The 15,186-nt window shown below is 71.5% G+C and carries 13 protein-coding genes; 8 read left to right on the top strand and 5 right to left on the bottom strand.

What is annotated here, in order from left to right; all coding sequences use genetic code 11:
- Window positions 1–16: 16 nt before the first annotated feature.
- On the top strand, window positions 17–751 hold the full coding sequence (locus ACWD4O_RS29980; RefSeq protein ID WP_451284575.1) for an SRPBCC family protein: 735 nt from the start codon (window positions 17–19) through the stop codon (window positions 749–751).
- A gap of 58 nt (window positions 752–809) precedes the next feature.
- Here the strand turns inward: ACWD4O_RS29980 and ACWD4O_RS29975 are convergent, their stop codons facing one another.
- Window positions 810–2,636, bottom strand: a complete 1,827-nt coding sequence (locus ACWD4O_RS29975; protein ID WP_451284573.1) for an endonuclease/exonuclease/phosphatase family protein — start codon at window positions 2,634–2,636, stop codon at window positions 810–812.
- A 399-nt stretch (window positions 2,637–3,035) separates the two neighbouring features.
- Between ACWD4O_RS29975 and ACWD4O_RS29970 the strand changes: the two genes are divergently transcribed.
- The 3 genes from ACWD4O_RS29970 (at window position 3,036) to ACWD4O_RS29960 (ending at window position 8,184) form a co-directional block, all read left to right on the top strand.
- A complete protein-coding gene (locus ACWD4O_RS29970) occupies window positions 3,036–4,463 on the top strand; it encodes a hypothetical protein (protein ID WP_451284571.1) in 1,428 nt (475 codons plus the stop codon).
- Window positions 4,464–4,615: 152 nt separating this feature from the next.
- Entirely contained in the window at window positions 4,616–6,073 is a 1,458-nt protein-coding gene (locus ACWD4O_RS29965) for an alkaline phosphatase PhoX (protein ID WP_451284569.1), read from the top strand.
- A gap of 527 nt (window positions 6,074–6,600) precedes the next feature.
- Entirely contained in the window at window positions 6,601–8,184 is a 1,584-nt protein-coding gene (locus ACWD4O_RS29960) for a TROVE domain-containing protein (protein WP_451284567.1), read from the top strand.
- Window positions 8,185–8,286: 102 nt separating this feature from the next.
- Here ACWD4O_RS29960 and ACWD4O_RS29955 read toward each other — a convergent pair whose 3' ends face one another.
- The 3 genes from ACWD4O_RS29955 to ACWD4O_RS29945 form a co-directional block, all read right to left on the bottom strand.
- Complete coding sequence (locus tag ACWD4O_RS29955; protein WP_451284565.1) at window positions 8,287–8,658, bottom strand: YybH family protein; 372 nt, start codon at window positions 8,656–8,658, stop codon at window positions 8,287–8,289.
- 70 nt (window positions 8,659–8,728) lie between these two features.
- Entirely contained in the window at window positions 8,729–9,442 is a 714-nt protein-coding gene (locus ACWD4O_RS29950) for an SDR family NAD(P)-dependent oxidoreductase (RefSeq protein ID WP_451284563.1), read from the bottom strand.
- Window positions 9,443–9,716: 274 nt separating this feature from the next.
- Window positions 9,717–10,652 carry a LysR family transcriptional regulator gene (locus ACWD4O_RS29945; RefSeq protein ID WP_451284561.1) on the bottom strand — a complete coding sequence of 312 codons (936 nt, stop codon included), beginning with the start codon at window positions 10,650–10,652 and terminating at the stop codon, window positions 9,717–9,719.
- A gap of 138 nt (window positions 10,653–10,790) precedes the next feature.
- Between ACWD4O_RS29945 and ACWD4O_RS29940 the strand changes: the two genes are divergently transcribed.
- Together ACWD4O_RS29940 and ACWD4O_RS29935 are read left to right on the top strand one after the other, a co-directional pair.
- Window positions 10,791–11,099 (top strand): muconolactone Delta-isomerase family protein, encoded by a 309-nt coding sequence (locus ACWD4O_RS29940; protein ID WP_451284559.1) that lies wholly within the window; start codon window positions 10,791–10,793, stop codon window positions 11,097–11,099.
- 50 nt (window positions 11,100–11,149) lie between these two features.
- A complete protein-coding gene (locus ACWD4O_RS29935) occupies window positions 11,150–12,352 on the top strand; it encodes a YbfB/YjiJ family MFS transporter (RefSeq protein ID WP_451284639.1) in 1,203 nt (400 codons plus the stop codon).
- A 119-nt stretch (window positions 12,353–12,471) separates the two neighbouring features.
- Here the strand turns inward: ACWD4O_RS29935 and ACWD4O_RS29930 are convergent, their stop codons facing one another.
- A complete protein-coding gene (locus ACWD4O_RS29930; RefSeq protein ID WP_451284557.1) occupies window positions 12,472–13,113 on the bottom strand; it encodes a TetR/AcrR family transcriptional regulator in 642 nt (213 codons plus the stop codon).
- A gap of 153 nt (window positions 13,114–13,266) precedes the next feature.
- On the opposite strand from ACWD4O_RS29930, the gene ACWD4O_RS29925 reads away from it, so the two are divergent.
- Both ACWD4O_RS29925 and ACWD4O_RS29920 read left to right on the top strand, forming a co-directional pair.
- Window positions 13,267–13,941 (top strand): GntR family transcriptional regulator, encoded by a 675-nt coding sequence (locus ACWD4O_RS29925; protein ID WP_451284555.1) that lies wholly within the window; start codon window positions 13,267–13,269, stop codon window positions 13,939–13,941.
- A 14-nt stretch (window positions 13,942–13,955) separates the two neighbouring features.
- Window positions 13,956–14,981 (top strand): 1-aminocyclopropane-1-carboxylate deaminase, encoded by a 1,026-nt coding sequence (locus ACWD4O_RS29920; RefSeq protein WP_450951232.1) that lies wholly within the window; start codon window positions 13,956–13,958, stop codon window positions 14,979–14,981.
- Window positions 14,982–15,186: the final 205 nt, after the last annotated feature.

Below are 15,186 nucleotides of genomic sequence, written 5' to 3'. Positions count from 1 at the left end.
CAGCACAGGAGTCACCATGTCCAAGGAATTCGAGATCGTCCGTGAGTTCGAGGTCGACGCCACGCCCGAGGAGGTGTGGGAGGCGATCACGAACGGCACCGGCGGGTATCTGTGGCCGATGGAGGCCCCGGAGCCCAAGGTGGGCGGCACGGCGGCCTTCGGCTCGACCGTCACCGCCTGGGACCCGCCGCACCACCTCACCGTCCGCAGCGAGGACGTCGGCTTCTCGGTCCAGAGCGTGAACCAGCTCGAACACGTCGTCGAGCCGCGGGACGGCGGACGCCGCGCCTGGGTGCGGTACGTGCACAGCGGGATCTTCGTCGACGACTGGGACAACCAGTACGACGGCGCCGCCAAGCACACCGACTTCTATCTGCACACCCTGCGCGAGTACCTCGTCCACTTCGCGCCCCGCCCGGTGACCTTCGCCCAGCTCGACGGCCCCGCGGGATCCACCGCGGCCGACGCCTTCGCCGCCGTGGGGCCCGCGCTCGGGCTCGCGGACGACGCGCGGGTGGGCGACCGGGTGAGCGTGAGCGGGCCGGAAGGCTTCGACGCCGTGCTCGACTACCGCAACGCGTACTTCATCGGGCTGCGCACCGACACCGCCCTGATCCGCGTCTTCGGGCGCAACCACTGGGGCGCGCCGGTCGGCGTCAGCGTCCACGACTTCGCGCCGGACGCCGACGCCGAGGCGAACGAGGCCGCATGGCTGGGCTGGCTGAACGGAGTGTTCAGCCGGCCCAGTTGAGACCCGGAGCCGGATCGGATCGGGTTCCGGAGCCGGATCAGGTTCCGGAACCTGGGACCTACGGCTCGAAGCGCAGGATCTGCGGGTCGTGGTCGCTGATCTGGTCGTGGAACTCCGAGTTGATGTGCACGCTGTCGTACTCGAAGTCACGGCCGTGCTTGATCGACTTGCTGATCAGAATCTGGTCCAGGACCTGCTGGTTGCCCTGGTAGTCGTAGGTGTAACGCTCCCTCTTCGGCAGCGACTTGATCGCCGACCACAGTGCGCCGTCGCTCTCCAGGAGCTGCGCGGTGCCGGAGAACTCGAAGTCGTTGATGTCGCCGAGCGCGATGACATCGGCGTTCTTCTGCACCGCGAGGATGTCCTTGACGAACGCGTTGACCAGCGTCGCCTGCTGGTGGCGCTGGGTCTCCGAGCTGCGCGCGACCGGCTGGTACTGCGCGTGCAGCGCCTGGTCGCCGCCCTTGGAGTTGAAGTGGTTGGCGATCACGAAGACCGTGCGGCCCCGGAAGACGAACTCGCCGGCCAGCGGCTTGCGGCTGTTCGCCCAGGCCGTGTTCGCCGGGTCGATCCGCCCGGGGGAGGCGGTGAGCTGCGCCTTGCCGTGCACCTTGGCAACGCCGACGGCGGTGGTCGCGTCGCCGCCCGCGCGGTCGGTGAAGGAGACCCGCTGCGGGTTGAACAGGAACACCTGACGGATGTTCCCGCCCGGCTCGCCGCCGTCGGTGTTGTTCGTCGGGTCGATCGAGCGCCAGTCGTACTTCGGGCCGCCCGCGGCCACGATCGCGTCGATCAGCTTGCCGACCGTCACGTCGGCGGCGACCGTGCCGTCGTTCGTCGCGCCGTTGTCGTCCTGGATCTCCTCCAGGGACACGATGTCGGGCGACTTCAGGTTGTTCACGATCGCGGAGGCGTGCTCCTCGAACGTGGCGTCGGACGGGTCCAGGTTCTCGACGTTGTACGTCGCGACCGCCAGCTCGCCCTTCTTCTGTTTCTGCGTCGTCTCCCGCTCCAGACCGCCGCTCTTCAGCGTGCCGATCGTGTTGGCGACGAGGGTGTAACCGCCGAACTGGTTGTAGTCGAGCGGGCCCGCGGTGACGCCCGTGAGGGTGTCGCCGACGTTCGCGACGGGGAAGTCCGCCGTCGCGCCGAGCGACTGGATCTGCAGCCGGCCGGTGTTCTGCGAGGTGTAGGAGCCGTACAGCGTGCCACCGCGGCGGGTGGTGTTCTCGCGCGGCTTCACCGTGACCCACAGCTCGGTGTACGGGTCGGTCGCGGTGACCACACGGGTGTCGGCGACCTGGACGTTCATGCCCTCGAGGGACTCGTAGTAGTCCAGGGCGTACTTCTTCGGCTCCAGGGTCAGGCCGTTGACCGAGTTGCTCGCGGCGGCGTCGCCGGCCGGGGTGTACGCGGCCGGCACCGACTTCGCGTTCACGACGGTCGCGGCCGGGACCGCGTTGCCGCCGGAGAGGACCGTCACCGTCGGCTTGGTGATCTCGGTGATCGACTGGTTGCCGGTCGAGGCGCCGCCCGGCACGAACTCCGAGACCGTGCCGGTGACCGTGACGGAGTCGCCGACGGCGACCTTGGGGGCGGAGCTGGTGAAGACGAAGACGCCCTCACTGGTGGCCGGGTCGGCGTCCGGGTTCGGATCCTGGATCCAGAACCCCTTGGACGAGCCGTAGGTGCGCACGCCGGTGACGATTCCGGCCACACCCGTGACCGCCTTGCCGGCGTACGGGGATATCCGGGTCGTGCCCTGGATGTCGTGAACGGCCACCGTGTCCGCTTGCGCGGGTGCGGTGAGGGCGACGGTGGAGGCCGCGGAACAGACGGCGGCGACGGTGAGCGCGGCGAGACGCGCGGACTTGTTGCTCGGCAACGGAATCCCTCCGGGGACGTACGTGAGCGCCGGGACGAGGGTGGAACGGAACGAGGTGGAGCGAGGTGGAACGAGGTGGAGCGAGGTGCAGCCGGGTGGAACCAGGTGGAACGAGGGTGGTGCAGGGGTCGAGGGGCCGCGACCGGTGACCGGAGCGCGACGCGCGTAGAAAATACCGCGAGCAGAAAATACGGTGAACAGGTGTCCAGTGAATTTCTACGCGCGTCAATCTCGTGCCTGGTCAGTCCACTTGTCAAGGTTTCAGCCATGTACGCGGCCCGACGGGTAGATGAACCGGGCGGCATGGGTCCATATCCGTCTAGGCTGAGTGGCCCAGTGCCCCAGCGGGCCCAGTGCCCAGCGGGCCGGTGGCACCACGCGCCCTAGGAGAACCAGCCGATGTCAGACAGCTCCCCCTTGCCGCCGGTGCGGCTGCACCCCGAAGCGGAGCTGGCGCGCGACGCGCTGTCCACGCCGTTGCTCTCCCGAGCCGCCCTGCTCGCCCGCTGGGCCGGCCCCGACACCCGGGTCGACGCGGGCGGCGGCCTCGTCGAGGAACAGCTCGCGGCCGCCGCGGAGGCGCTCGGACTGACCGGGGAGGACGCCGCCGGCCACGCGAGCGAGGCCTGGCGGGTCGCCGTGGACGCAGGGCTCGTGGAGGTCGTCGACGACGAGGCCGGCACCGTCACCGCCGGCGAGGAGCTGGCCCTGCTGACCGGCGGCTCCCCGCACGACATCCTCGCCGTCTGGCTCGGCGCCCTGGAGACCGTGCTCGCCGACGCGGCCGTCCCCGACCTGGACGAGCTGATGGACGCGATGGACGAGGGCGGTCAGGTCGACTTCTCCCGGCTCGACTGGAACCCCGAGGCCGAGGCCGAGTTCCTCGACGGCGTGCTCGGCAACCTCTATCTGCTGACCGCCAACGAGGAGGGCCCCGGCGACGGCCCCGTCCCGCTCCCCGCGCTCGCCGCCTCCATGATCATCCCCGGTGACATGGACGAGCCCACCAACGACGTCCTGGAGCAGGTCTCGGACGCGATGATGCGGCTCGACGACCAGTTCCGGCTGCTGGAGCCCATCGGCCTCGTCGCCTACCAGCCCGTCGACGAGGCCCTGATGGCGGATCCCGAGGAGGAGCCCGCCGCCCCGGTCGACGAGACCGACGTCTCCCGTTACGGCATGGTCCGGCTCACCCCGCTCGGCCTCTACGGGCTGCGGGCCCGGCTGCTGGAGGCCGGCTTCGACGCCCCGGCCGTCGGCGATCTCGCCGACAAGGGCGCCGACGCCCTCCTCGACGGCAGCGCCGGCTACGGCCCGCGCGCCGCGCTCGCCGAGACCGAGCACTGGCTCGCCCACCGCGAACCCCTCGCCGCCGCCCGGGATCTGCTGGCCGCCGCCCGCGGCTCCGACCCCGGCGCACCGCTGCGCCGCCTGCGCTGCCAGCAGGCCCTCTCGCTGGTCGGCGCCCAGGCCGAACCCGCCGTGCGCGAGGTCCTCGACGACGCCGAACTCGGCGGTCTCGCGCGCGTGTGGCTGAGCGAGCTCGGCGCCGCGGACGTACCCCCACCGTCCGAGGACCTCGTCTTCTGGCTCACCATCGACACCCTGGCCGCCCAGCTCGCCGCCGAGGGCAACTCCGAGGAACTCCAGGCCCTCGTCGAGGGGCTCGCCCAGCAGCACAGCGGCTTCTTCGCGGCGGCCTGGCGCGTCGACCACCCGGCGACCCCGGACGTCCTGGAGGCGATGGGCCGTCTGCACCCCGACAAGCGCATCGCGAAGGAGGCGCGCAAGGCGGCGTTCAAGGCGCGGTCGCAGCAGGGGGGCTGACGGCTCCTCCCGGGCGCCCCCGGGCCGGATTCACGGAAGCGGGTCCGCTGAAGTCGCCCCCCGTTCAACTCCCGTTCAGGCATGGGCGGGACGGTGTCGCCGGACCGAGGTTCGCCACCCTCCACGGCACATCCACCGTCACAGGAGACACCATGTCGCTCACCCGCAGGGACTTCGCCAGAACCTCCGCGATCACCGGAGCCGGGGTCGCGCTGGCGGGCAGCGTCGGCGCCCTCGCCACCGCGCCGAACGCCCTCGCGTCCACGGACGCCGAAGACACCGCGGACGCGTCGCAGGCGTCGGCGACCGGGCACCACGGGGTCGGCTACGGACCGCTGCTCCCCGACCCCGACGGCATCCTCGCGCTGCCCGCCGGGTTCGAATACCGCGTCATCACCTACAGCGGGAAGACCAAGCTGGAGTCCGGCGAGATCACCCCGTCCAACCACGACGGCACCGCCGCCTTCTGCGGCCCGCGCGGCGCGACCCTGCTCGTCAACAACCACGAGCTGAAGGGCCCGCGCTCCGGCTGGGAGCACCCCGTCCCGCTCACCGAGGGCCTCGTCTACGACCCGGCGGCCTCCGGCGGCTGCACGGTCGTCGAGGTACGCCCCGGCAACAAGGTCGCCGAGTGGGTCGGCATCGCCGGCACCTCCACCAACTGCGCGGGCGGCAGCACCCCTTGGGACACCTGGCTCACCTGCGAGGAGACCGAGGACAAGGCCGGCCAGAACGGCATGACCAAGGACCACGGCTATGTCTTCGAGGTCGACCCCGAGGACCGCCGCGCCAACCGGAACCCCAAGCCGATCAAGGCGCTGGGCCGTTACGCCCACGAGGCCGTCGTCATCGACCCCAAGCGCGGTCACGCCTACCTCACCGAGGACGCCTCCGGCCCCAACGGCCTGCTCTACCGCTGGACCCCGCCGGCCGGCTTCCACCACGGCCGCGGCAAGCTGCGCACCCTCGCCGACGACGCCGGCGTCCTGCAGGCCTTCAAGTGCTTCGACTCCGGCGGCAAGTTCGTCGACGACCTCTCCCGCGCCACGAAGATCGGCACGGTGTACGGGGTCGACTGGATCGACGTCCCCGACCGCGACGCCAAGTCGGTGCCCGTTCGCAAGCAGTTCGCCGACGGACAGGTCACCCGCGCCCGCAAGCTGGAGGGCATGTGGTGGGGCGACGGCGGCACCTACATCGTCTCCTCCTACGCCCGTGGCGAGAGCCCCGTCCAGCATGACGGCGCCGTCTGGTTCTACGACCCCAAGCGCCGCACGCTGACCCTGAAGGTGCTGCTCGGCGTGAACCCCGACCCGTCCGTCGACGGCGCCTTCGACGGCCCCGACAACATCACCGTCTCCCCCTACGGCGGCCTCGTCATCGCCGAGGACGGCGAGGGCGTCCAGCACCTGTTCGGCGCCACCGACAGCGGCCGCACCTACCCCATCGCCCGCAACGAACTGAACATGGGCACCGAGGACGAGCCCGAGTACAGCGAGTTCACCGGCGTGACCTTCTCCCCCGACGGCCACACCCTGTTCGCCAACATCCAGGACCCGGGAATCATGCTGGCCATCACCGGCCCCTGGAAGCGGCAGAAGCGCGGCTGAATTTAATTCGCTCGCCCGCCCCGCGGCACGCCTCCTAGAGTGATGCACGTCCAGGTGCGAAGGCAGGACCTACTTCCACTGATAATGGGGCGGCCGCGGGTTCGAGTCCCGCCACCGGTACAACGCGCCGGTGTAGCTCAGGGGTTAGAGCACCTAATGTCGGTTCCGCCGACCTGAACTCTGGACACCACAACTTCATGCACCTCCCGGTGCGCAGGCTGCGGCTACTTCTCTTTCAAAGAATCCAGGCCGCCGCCGAATTGATCTCGGGAGGCGCAGCACATGGTGGGTGCCCGGTGCGCAGGCGGCGGATACTTCGGGAGCTGGTGGGGTGAGAATCCCCGTGCGGGTTCGAATCCCGTCATCGCATCAAGCGATGTGGCGGAACGGAAGACGCGCCAGTTATAAGCAACCGCAGTCGACTTCGACCTCGGGCACCCTCCTTTTGCTGTGCCTCCCTCCGAAACGCGACCGAAAGGTCGTCAACGCGATCGAAAGGTCGTCCGACGAATTCGGGGGAATTCATCATGGCCCGCTTCAACATCCGTGCGACCAAGGCGCAGTCCACCTCGCCCGTGACCACCACCGGCCGGGTGCTCCGCACCCACCAGGGCGGCCGCGGCCAGGAGCGGGACGCGCGCTCCGAGCTCTTCCTGCTCGCCGTCTCCAATCTGGTCTCCCAGAAGACCTTCTACGAGTCCGGCTCCGACCGCGACGACCGGTTCGCGAAGCTCGTGCGGGAACTCGCCGTCAGCGACCCGTCCTGGACGGCCGGCCTGCTCGGCTGGCTGCGCGGCGCGGGCAACCTCCGTACGGCCGCGGTCGTCGGCGCCGCCGAGTACGTCAAGGCGCGCCTCGACGCGGGCGCGACCGACGGTCCGTCGAACCGGCAGGTCGTGGACTCCGTGCTGCAGCGGCCCGACGAGCCCGGCGAGCTGCTCGCCTACTGGACGAGCGTGTACGGCCGCAACGTTCCCAAGCCCGTCAAGCGGGGCGTCGCCGACGCCGTCCGACGGTTGTACGGCGGCAAGTCGCTGCTGAAGTACGACACCGCGTCCAAGGGCTACCGCTTCGGCGACATCCTCAACCTCGTGCACGCGGCGCCGGACCCGGACAAGCCGTGGCAGGGCGAGCTGTTCCAGTACGCCCTCGACCGCCGGCACAACCCGGACACCGCCGTGCCGCCCGCCTCGAACCGGGTCCTGACCGCGCACCGCGAGCTGATGGCGCTGCCCGTAGAGGACCGACGCGCGGTGGTCACCTCGCCGGCCGGGGCCGAGCGGCTCGCGGCGGCCGGGATGACCTGGGAGGCGCTGGCGGGCTGGCTGCAGGGTCCGATGGACAAGGCGGCCTGGGAGGCGGTGATTCCGTCGATGGGCGCGATGGCGCTGGTCCGCAACCTGCGCAACTTCGACCAGGCCGGGGTGTCCGACGAGGTCGCGGCACGGGTCGCGGCGAAGATCAGCGACCCGGCGGAGGTCGCGCGCTCGCGGCAGTTCCCGTTCCGGTACCTCGCCGCATACCAGCACGCGCCCTCGCTGCGCTGGGCGTACCCGCTGGAGCAGGCGCTCGGCCACTCGCTGGCCAACGTGCCCGCGCTGCCCGGCCGCACGCTGGTGCTCGTCGACCGCTCGGGCTCGATGTTCTACTCGCGGCTGTCGGACCGCTCGGAGCTCAACCGGGCCGACGCGGCGGCGATCTTCGGCACGGCGCTCGCACTGCGGGCGGCGGACGCGGACCTCGTCGAGTTCGGCACCAACAGCCGGCGCCTGACGTTCGACCAGGGCGAGTCGGTGCTGAAGATTCTGGGTCGCTTCGGCGACCTGGGCGGCACCGACACCACCTCGGCGATCCGCGCGCACTACCGGGGCCAGGACCGGGTGCTGATCGTCACCGACGAGCAGTACGCCTACAACCACCACGGCGACCCGACCGAGCAGATCCCGGCGCACATCCCGGTGTACACCTGGAACCTGGCCGGCTACCGAGCGGGCCACGGCCCGTCCGGAAAGGCCAACCGCCACACCTTCGGCGGCCTCTCGGACGCGGCTTTCCGGATGGTTCCCCTGCTGGAGGCGGCCCGGAACGCCGACTGGCCGTGGGCTGCCTGACGGCCGGTCGCAGGGCCAGGTTGCAGGGCCGGGTGGCATGGCCAGGTCGCAGGGCCGGCCTTGTGGTCGGCCCTGCGACCTGCCCTGCGTCCGGCCTTGCGGTCAGCCGAGGCGCGACACCTGGTAGTGGCTGATGTACCAGTCCGCCGCCACCCGCTTCGCCAGGACCGCGAGGTGGACGGAGAGCGTGGGCCGGTCGGTGAACGCGAAGTCCACGCTCTGGTAGCCGAGGACGAGGCCGTCGGCGAGGCGTCTCGTCTCGAGGATCCGGTAGTCGGCCGTCATGCCGAGCGGCTGGGAGGCGTAGTACTCCGCGACTCCCGGCCGCCCCACGCTGTAGGGGTGCAGCCCCTGGAAGATCGCGTCCTCGGTGAACAGGGCGGCGACCTGCTCGGGCTCGTGCCCGTCGACGGCCGTCTTCCACCGGTCGAGGACGCCGCGCAGGATCGTCTCGTCGTCTGCTGTGCTGGTCATGGGATTCTCCCGGTCGGATCGGGCGTTCGGTTCGTGCGGCTGGGGCGTTCGGTCCGGGCGTTCCGCTCGGTCAGTGGCCGGCGCTCATGCCGCCGTCGACGTGGAGGATCTCGCCGGTGACGAACGGGGCGTTCTCCAGGTAGACGACCGCGTCGACGATGTCGCTCTGCTCGCCCATCCGGCCGACGGGGTGCAGCGCGGCCAGGAAGTCGTGCGTCTCCTCGGCGTGCATCGGCGTCTTGATGGTGCCCGGCGAAACGGCGTTGGCGCGGATGCCACGAGCGGCGTACTCGATGGCGAGGGACTTGGTCGCGGACTGCAGACCGCCCTTCGTCAGCGAGGCCAGCACGGAGGGCACCCTGGAGTCGGCGCTGTCGACGAGGCTGGTGGTGATGCTGACGATGTGCCCGCCGCCCTGCTCCAGCATCCGCTCGACGGCCAGTCGGGTGATGTGGAAGAACCCGTCGAGGTTCACGCCGGTCACCGTGGCGTAGTCGTCAACGGTGTAGTCGGTGAAGGGCTTGGCGACGAACACGCCCGCGTTGTTGACCAGCGTGTCGATCCGGCCGAACCGCTCCACGCCGGCCGCGATGACGCGTTCGGCGGTGGCGGGGTCGGCGATGTCGCCCTGGACGGTGACGAGGTCGGCGTCGTCGGAGGGCGCGATGGTGCGCGAGGTGGCGACGACGGCGTAACCGAGCTTGCGGTAGGCGTCGACCAGTCCGGCGCCGATGCCCTGTGACGCGCCGGTGACGATGGCGACCTTCTGGTGCTGAACGCTCATGGTGATCTTCTCCTGAATGCGATGCGATGCCGTGTGATGCGATGCCGTGTGATGCGATGCCGTGTGATGCGATGAGGTGAGGTGCGATGAGATGACCGGGCCGGTGCGCACCTCGCTGCCGGTTACTAGCCGACCGGTCGACTATTCAGAACGTAAGTCGCTCGGCGGTCGACGTCAAAGGTCAGGAGGGTGCTGGCCGGGACCTGTTTCCTCCCGCCTGGGAGGAGCAGGCTCCCAACGCAGGTCGGCGCGGGTCAGCGCAGGTCGGTACGGGTCAGCGGGGGAGTGCGTACGGGTCGTCGGCGGGCAGCCAGGCGTCCGGGGCGTGGATCCCGAGGGCGTCGGCGCCGACGCCGTCGCACAGGGCGTCGACGACGGCGAGGACCTCCGCACGCGCCTCCGTCTCGCGCCGGACCAGGGACCAGGTCCAGTACACCTTCGGCCCGACGATCTCCCGGCGGACCAGGTCGGACGGCAGCGAAGCGGTCTGCCCCTTGGGGCAGTTGACGACCGGACGACGGCAGCGGCGGACGTGGTCGAAGAAGGCGGCACCGGTCACCGCCCCGTCGGAGATGCGCACCTCACGGGCCCCGCCGGCCTGCGTCAACTCCTCGGCGTAGACGTTCCAGGACGCCCAGGAGATGACGTCGTCGTCGATGAGGACGTCGGTGTCCCGGGCCGGTACGTCGGTGGAGTCGGCACCCGTGGCGACGGCGTAGAGCCGGTCGGCGCCGAGGAGCCGGGCCCGCAGCCCGTGCCGCTTCAGATCCTCGTTGCGCACCCAGCACACGGCGAGGTCGAGGCTGCCGTCCGCGACCCGGGCGGCCTGGGTGTGCGAGGGCGCGACCCATGCGTCGAGGTGGACCTGGGCCGCGGCGGAGGTGCGTCGGGTCAGATCCGCCGGAAGCCAGTTGACGTACCCGAGGCGCACCGGTTGCGAGCCCGACAGCCGGCGTGCCCGGACCTGGAGGTCGTCGGCCCGTTCCAGCAGGGCGCGGGTGTGCGGGAGCAGGGCGGAGCCGGCCGGGGTGAGCGACACCGAACGGCGGTCGCGGTCGAAGAGGCGCACGCCGAGGTCGCGCTCGAGCGCCTTGATCTGCTGGGACAGGGACGGACCGGCGATCAGGAGCCGCTCGGCGGCCCGCCCGAAGTTCAGCTCCTCGGCGACGGCGACGAAGTACCGCAGTTGGCGCAGCTCCACGCCCGCCATGCTACGTCCGAGGCAGGCCGCTGGGAGGCTGTTCCTACCAGCAGGGAGCACGGCGGTCGTGGCCGCCGGTGCGGCGCCGGGCGGACGATGACCTGAACTGAACTGACCTGAGCTGACATGACCGAGCGGAGCAGGACGATGCGAGAGTTCCTGGTCGAGATCACCACCACCGTCCCCGAGGGCACCCGTCAGAACGAGGTCGACGAACGGCGCGCCGCCGAAGCCGTCCGGGCTCGCGAACTGGCCGCCACCGGCCACCTGGCCCGACTGTGGCGGCCGGTCGGCGAACTGCGCAGCATCGGCGTCTGGCGCGCCGCCGACGAGGCGGAACTCCACGAGAAGGTGCTCGGCACACTGCCGCTGCGCCCGTGGATGACCCTCACCGTCACCGCGCTCGAGTCCCACCCCAACGACCCCGGCCGGGACGCCGCCGACGGCAGGCGGTGAAGGCTCCCTGGGCCCATGTCGCCCGGACGGCGGCCGCGCTGGCCGCCGGGATGGGAGTCGGCCGTCTCGTCTACACGCCGGTCCTGCCGCTGATGCAGACGCAGGCGGGACTGTCCGCGAGCGCCGGTGCGCACCTGGCGACCGCCAACTACGTGGGCTATCTCGGCGGAGCGCTCGCCGGCACCCTGATCCCCGGACTGGTCCGCTCACCGGCCGCCCTGCGCACGTCCCTGGTCGCGCTGACCGGAAGTCTGGCCGCGATGCCGGTCACCCACAGCACGACGGTGTGGCTGGCGCTGCGGCTGCTCGCCGGGGTGGCCAGCGCCCTGGTGTTCGTCATCGCGGTGACCTCCATACTGGGCCTCCTGCGCGGGCATCCGGCGCACCTGCCCGGCTGGGCCTTCGGCGGGGTCGGCGCCGGTATCGCGGCGTCCGGTCTGCTCGTCCTGGGTCTGAGCCCGGTCGCCGACTGGCGGGCGGTCTGGTGGGCCTCGGCCGCACTCACCGCCCTCCTCGCCGGTGCGGCATGGCGACTGCGCCTCGAACTCCCCGCGCCACCGGTACCACCGGTACCACCGGTACCGGCGGCATCGGTCGCATCGGTCGCATCGGTCGAGGATGAGGCCGGGCGTCCGACCACCACCAGGCACCGGCGTCGCTGGTTCGCCGTCCTGCTCGCCTCCTACACCCTGGAAGGCACCGGTTACATAGTCGCCGGGACCTTCCTGGTCGCCGCGGTCGCACAGACCTCGCCCGGCTGGGTCGGCAGCGCCGCCTGGGTGCTGGTCGGCCTGGCGGCCGTGCCGTCCTCGGCGCTGTGGACCCGGCTCGGACGCCGCCGGCCCCTGCCCGACCTGCTGCTCGCCGCGCTGGTCGTGCAGGCGGTGGGCATCGCTCTGCCCGCGCTGGTGAGCGGTGTCGCGGCGGCCCTGCTCTCCGCTGTGCTGTTCGGCGCGACCTTCATCGGGATCAGCACGCTGGCCCTGGCCACAGGTGCCCGGCTTCAGGTCCACCGCTCGGTGGGGCTGCTGACCGCCGGCTACTCCGTCGGCCAGATCCTCGGCCCACTGGCCGTCACCCCACTGCTCGGCGACGGCTACCGCCCGGCACTGCTCCTGGCCGCCGCGGTGGTCCTCACATCCGCGGCAGCCGCGGCGGCGCTGCGCGTCGGCCTTCGGCACCCCGCAGCCGCCGTACGCACACGGCGACGGCCCACGCCCCGGCAACCGGCCACGAACCAAGGCGACACTTGACGAGACCGCCTTCGGACGGCGACCAGCTTCCCGCCAGCCGCCAGCCGCCAGCCGCCAGCCGCCAGCCGCCAGCCGCCAGCCGCCAGCCGTCAGCCGCCTCCCGCCAGCCGGGCTCGCCGTCAGGCCCCGGCCTCGGCCCTGGCCCCGACCGGGCTCACCCGCGGTTCGCGTGCCGCGCCCAGCAGCGCCAGGCAGTTGTCCCAGAGGGGGCTGAGCCGGTCGGTGTCGTTGTAGAGCTTGGCGAACATGACCTGGCCCTCCAGCTGGGCGACGACCGCCCGTGCGGCCGCCCCGGTGTCGGCGACACTGATCTCGCCGCGCCCGAGCGCCTCGGCGACGACCGCCTCGACCATCTCGACCTGCGCCTCGAAGATCTCCTGGAGCCGGACGCGGACGGCTTCGGTCTGGTTGCTCAGCTCCAGCGTGAGGTTCCCGAACAGGCACCCCGCGACGGTTCCGCAGCCCCGCTGCCCGGCACGCTGCCCGGCCTCCGTCTCCTCGAACAGCCGCCGCAGGCGCTGCAGCGGTTCCGCGGCGCCGGTCAGCACGGCCGTCCACGCCCGCCGCTGCTCCGCCCAGTGCTCGTCGACGACGGCCAGCGCGAGCGCTTCCTTGGACTCGAAGAAGTAGTAGAAGCTGCCCTTGGGCACCCCGGCCGTCTTGCAGATCTCGGCCACTCCGAGCGCCGAGTAACCGCGCAGCTCGATCAGCGTCTGCGCGGCGCCGAGGATCTTCTCCCGGGCATCGCTGGTCCGTCCCATGACCTCGAGTGTACGACCGGTCGTCTACTGGACGGGCCCGACGGACGGCTACCGGGCCGGTCCTGCACGGCGCGAGCCGGACTCTTCGGCGGCCGGACTCTTCGCGAGCCGCACCCTTGCCGCCCGGCAGACTGATATCTAACATTTCAGTTCATGGAAGCCGTACCCCGCACCCTCCTCAGGGACCGCGCCTACGCAGCGATCCGGGACGCCATCGTGGCCGGGGACATCGCCCCCGGCACGGTGGTCCGCGACGCCGATCTCGCGGAGCGGCTGGGGCTGTCCCGGGCGCCCGTGCGGGAGGCGTTCGCGCGGCTCGTCGACGAGGGGCTGCTGGAGAGCAAGCCGCAGAGCTACACGCGGGTCACCCCGGTCGTCGCGGCCGACGTTCGGGACGCGGCGGCCGTCGTCGGCGCGATGCACGAGCTGGTCACCCGGGTCGCGGTGCCCCGGCTGTTCGCGGCGGACGTCGAAGGGATGCGCGCGGCCAACGAGCGCTTCACGGCCGCGGTCGGCGCCGGTGACGTCGACGCCGCCCTGCGCGCCGACGACGAACTCCACGACATCCTCGTCCGGGCCGCCGGCAACCGCGCGGCCGCCGCCACCGTCGCCCGCTACACCCCGCTCATCCGGCGGCTGGAGCGGCGGCGCTTCGGCGAGGGCGGCACCTGCCGTTCGGCCGGACTGCACGGACGCCTGATCGAGGCCTGCGCCGACGGTGACGTGGACGAGGCGGTCCGGGTCACGGCGGAGATCTGGCGGACCCTCGCCGACTCGGCCCGCTTGGCCGATCCGGCCGATCCGGCCGATCCGGCCGACACCGACTGAGCCAAGGAGGCTCCATGTCCCCCAAGTCCCTGTCCTCGTACGAGCGTTACCCCCTGCTCTTCGGCCCCTCGCCGATCCACCCGCTGGAACGGCTCACCGCCCACCTCGGCGGAGCCGCCCTCTGGGCCAAGCGGGAGGACTGCAACTCCGGGATCGCGTACGGCGGGAACAAGACCCGCAAACTGGAGTACCTGGTCGCCGACGCGCTCGCGCAGGGGTGCGACACGCTCGTGTCGATCGGCGGGGTGCAGTCCAACCACACCCGTCAGGTCGCGGCCGTCGCCGCCCGGGCCGGGCTGAAGTGCGTGCTGGTGCAGGAGAGTTGGGTGGACTGGCCCGACTCCGTGTACGACAAGGTCGGCAACATCCTGATCAGCAGGCTCGCCGGAGCCGATGTACGGCTCGTCCGGGCCGGGTTCGGAATCGGCTTCAAGGAGAGCTGGGAGCAGGCGCTCAGGGACGTCGAGGAGGCGGGCGGAAAGCCGTACGCCATCCCGGCCGGGGCCTCCGACCATCCGCTCGGCGGGCTCGGCTTCGCCGGTTGGGCGTACGAAGTCGCCGAGCAGGAACGTGAGTCGGGCGTCTTCTTCGACACCGTGATCGTGTGCTCGGTGACCGGCTCGACGCAGGCCGGGATGGTCGCCGGGTTCGCCGCGCTGGAGGAGGCGGGCGGCCGGGCCCGCCGGGTGATCGGCATCGACGCCTCGGCCAAGCCCGCCGAGACCCGCGAGCAGGTCGCCCGCATCGCTCACCGCACCGGTCGACTGATCGGCGTGCGCAGCGAGTTGACCGTCGAGGACGTCGAGCTGGACGAGCGCTGGCACGCCGGCGTCTACGGCGTCCCGGACGAGACGACCCTGGCCGCGATGCGGCTCGCGGCCCGCACCGAGGGAATGGTCACCGACCCGGTGTACGAGGGGAAGTCGATGGCCGGGATGATCGACCTGGTCGCCGGCGGCGAGATCGCCGCGGACTCCACCGTGCTCTACGCCCACCTCGGCGGCCAGCCCGCGCTCAACGGCTACAGCGCGCTGTTCTGACCGGGACTCCGGCTACGGCCCGCCCGTTCCGACGCGGGACTCCGGCTACGGCCCGCCCGCTCTGACCCGGGACTTCGGCTACGGCCCGCCCGCTCTGACCCGGGACTCCGGCTACGGCGCGCCCCTTCCGACCCGGGACTCCGGCTGCCGCCCGCGAGGCGCACCTGCCGGACGACAGGGGAGCATTCACGTGATGGCCGGATAC

The organism is Streptomyces sp. NPDC002623 (assembly GCF_053592635.1).
Note: the sequence above shows the minus strand (reverse complement) of the source record. Positions and strands in the feature narration are given on the sequence as shown.

Bases quoted from the DNA above. Each gene is read 5' to 3' on its own strand.
- ACWD4O_RS29945 (WP_451284561.1), bottom strand. From the start codon at position 10,652: ATGGCGGGCGTGGAGCTGCGCCAACTGCGGTACTTCGTCGCCGTCGCC.
- ACWD4O_RS29955 (WP_451284565.1), bottom strand. From the start codon at position 8,658: ATGACCAGCACAGCAGACGACGAGACGATCCTGCGCGGCGTCCTCGAC.
- ACWD4O_RS29970 (WP_451284571.1), top strand. From the start codon at position 3,036: ATGTCAGACAGCTCCCCCTTGCCGCCGGTGCGGCTGCACCCCGAAGCG.
- ACWD4O_RS29925 (WP_451284555.1), top strand. From the start codon at position 13,267: ATGGAAGCCGTACCCCGCACCCTCCTCAGGGACCGCGCCTACGCAGCG.
- ACWD4O_RS29940 (WP_451284559.1), top strand. From the start codon at position 10,791: ATGCGAGAGTTCCTGGTCGAGATCACCACCACCGTCCCCGAGGGCACC.
- ACWD4O_RS29965 (WP_451284569.1), top strand. From the start codon at position 4,616: ATGTCGCTCACCCGCAGGGACTTCGCCAGAACCTCCGCGATCACCGGA.
- ACWD4O_RS29920 (WP_450951232.1), top strand. From the start codon at position 13,956: ATGTCCCCCAAGTCCCTGTCCTCGTACGAGCGTTACCCCCTGCTCTTC.
- ACWD4O_RS29930 (WP_451284557.1), bottom strand. From the start codon at position 13,113: ATGGGACGGACCAGCGATGCCCGGGAGAAGATCCTCGGCGCCGCGCAG.
- ACWD4O_RS29935 (WP_451284639.1), top strand. From the start codon at position 11,150: ATGGGAGTCGGCCGTCTCGTCTACACGCCGGTCCTGCCGCTGATGCAG.
- ACWD4O_RS29960 (WP_451284567.1), top strand. From the start codon at position 6,601: ATGGCCCGCTTCAACATCCGTGCGACCAAGGCGCAGTCCACCTCGCCC.
- ACWD4O_RS29950 (WP_451284563.1), bottom strand. From the start codon at position 9,442: ATGAGCGTTCAGCACCAGAAGGTCGCCATCGTCACCGGCGCGTCACAG.
- ACWD4O_RS29980 (WP_451284575.1), top strand. From the start codon at position 17: ATGTCCAAGGAATTCGAGATCGTCCGTGAGTTCGAGGTCGACGCCACG.